This is a genomic window from Catenulispora pinistramenti (assembly GCF_018274385.1).
GTDB lineage: Bacteria > Actinomycetota > Actinomycetes > Streptomycetales > Catenulisporaceae > Catenulispora > Catenulispora pinistramenti.
This window is the reverse complement of record NZ_JAAFYZ010000455.1, coordinates 1-2,022: the sequence shown is the minus strand read 5'-3', so window position 1 is coordinate 2,022 and position 2,022 is coordinate 1. Positions and strand designations below refer to the sequence as shown.

The following is a 2,022-nucleotide window of genomic DNA, read 5'->3' as shown; positions in this document are numbered from 1 at the left end:
CCCACCCGAACCCCCAGGAGCCACAAAATGCGAGCGGTATGGCTACGCGACTTCGGCGCCCCGACTCAACTCCGCATCGAAGACACCCCCGACCCGGCCCCCGCGCCCGAGACCGTGCTGGTCGACGTCGCCTACGCCAACATCACCTTCGTCGAGACCCAAGTCCGGGCCGGCAACGGACCCTTCCGCCCGACCCTGCCGACCATCCCCGGCAACGGCGTCGGGGGACTGGTCCGCGCGGTCGGCGAGGGCGTGGACCCGGCGCTCGTCGGCACCCGCGTGGTCGGCTCGACCGGTGGCTCCGGCGGCTATGCCGAGGCCGCGCTGGTCGCCGCCGACGTCCTCTACCGCGTCCCCGACACACTCGCCCTGGACGCCGCGGTGGCGGTCCTCGCCGACGGCCGCACCGCCTCGCTCCTCACCGAGGCCGCGAAGATCAAGCCCGGCGACCGGGTCCTGATCGAGGCGGCGGCCGGCGGGGTCGGCACGCTGCTGATCCAGCTCGCGAAGGCGGCCGGCGGCACCGTGATCGCCCTGGCCGGCGGCGCGCGCAAGACGGAGCTGGCCACCGAGCTGGGGGCCGACCAGGCCGTCGACTACCTCGACCCGGCCTGGCCCGCGCACCTGGAGACCGGCGTGGACGTCGTCTTCGACGGCGTCGGCGGCGCCACCGGCCGCACCGCGTTCGAGCAGCTGCGGCCCGGCGGGCGCATCCTCACCTACGGCCTGGCCAGCGGCCACTGGACCGTCATCGCCGATGACGAGGCCCAGGCCCGCGCCGTCACGATCATCCGGCCCACCGCCGGCCCCGAGGACATGCGCCGCCTGACCGAATCCGCCCTCCGCGCCGCCGCCGCCGGAACCCTGCGTCCGGTGATCGGCCAACGCCTCCCGCTGGAGCGCGCCGCCGAGGCGCACGCGGCCATCGAAGCCCGGCGGACGGTGGGGAAAACCCTGCTGGTGACAGGTAGACATGACGCGTAGCGCTTGACCGCCCGCCTCCGGCCTGCTGTCCTATCGGACACCCAGTCCAACGCGTCCTGATACGCAGCCGGGAGCAGCCCATGCCGCGCAGCCGCACCACCCTGGCCGAAGACCTGGCCGCCGCCCGGGCGGCCGTGCCGGAGTTCGCGGAGCGCGCCGCGCGCCTGGTCGAGGGGATCGGCAACCCGAAGGCGGTGTCGCTGCTGCCGGGATGGAACGCGGCGGACGTCGCCGTGCACCTCGGCCTGGCCTGCACCGCCTACTCCGCCGCCGCGGCCGGGGCACTGGACGTCGGCCACTGGGAGACCTTCGTCCCCGAGCACCCCGACCTCGCGCAGCGCGTCGCCGTCCTGAACGCCACAACGCTCTCGCAGGCCGCACCCGAGGCCTACCTAGCGGCCCCGGCCCAGATCCGCACCGGCGCGGCCACCCTCGTCGCGGCGCTGGCCGACCGCGATCCCCGCGAACCGTGCACCATCCCATGGTTCGGCGCCGACGAACCCCTGACCCTGGCCGCGGTCACCGGCCTGTTCCTGAGCGAGACCGCCCTGCACACCCTCGACCTGGCCCGCGCCACCGGCCAGAAGTGGCTGATCCCACCCCCGATCGCACGCCAGATCATCTCGCTGGCCTACCTCGACACCATCCCGCGCACCGTCGACCACACCCGCGCCGCCACCATGCACGCCGCGATCCGCATCCACGTCCGAGGCGGCGTCACCATCGGCGTCGAAGTCGACGGCCCCCTGGTCCAGACCCACCGCGACCCGGCACCGGGACGCACCGACTGCCACATCTCCGTGGACCCGGTGGCCTTCGTGCTCGCCGCGAGTGGCCGGAGCTCCCAGGCTCGGCAGATTGTGACGGGGCGGATGATCGCCTACGGGCGCAAGCCGTGGCTCGGGCCGATGTTCGCGCGGCTGTTCATCCACCCTTGAGGGCCCGTTGCTGGATTTGGGGCCGGGCCTGCGCGGGGGCTGTTCGGGTGGATCTTTTTGGGGAGGGCTGGAGTTTGCGGGGCGGGTCGCTGTTGGGGTG

At 73.9% G+C, this 2,022-nt stretch carries 2 protein-coding genes; both read left to right on the top strand.

Translation table 11 applies throughout. From position 1 onward, the window contains the following. Positions 1 to 27 precede the first annotated feature (27 nt). Positions 28 to 984: a zinc-binding dehydrogenase gene (locus KGQ19_RS48420; protein ID WP_212022374.1), complete on the top strand. Its 957-nt coding sequence runs from the start codon at positions 28 to 30 to the stop codon at positions 982 to 984. 80 nt (positions 985 to 1,064) lie between these two features. After that, entirely contained in the window at positions 1,065 to 1,922 is an 858-nt protein-coding gene (locus KGQ19_RS48415) for a maleylpyruvate isomerase family mycothiol-dependent enzyme (RefSeq protein ID WP_212022372.1), read from the top strand. Positions 1,923 to 2,022 lie beyond the last annotated feature (100 nt).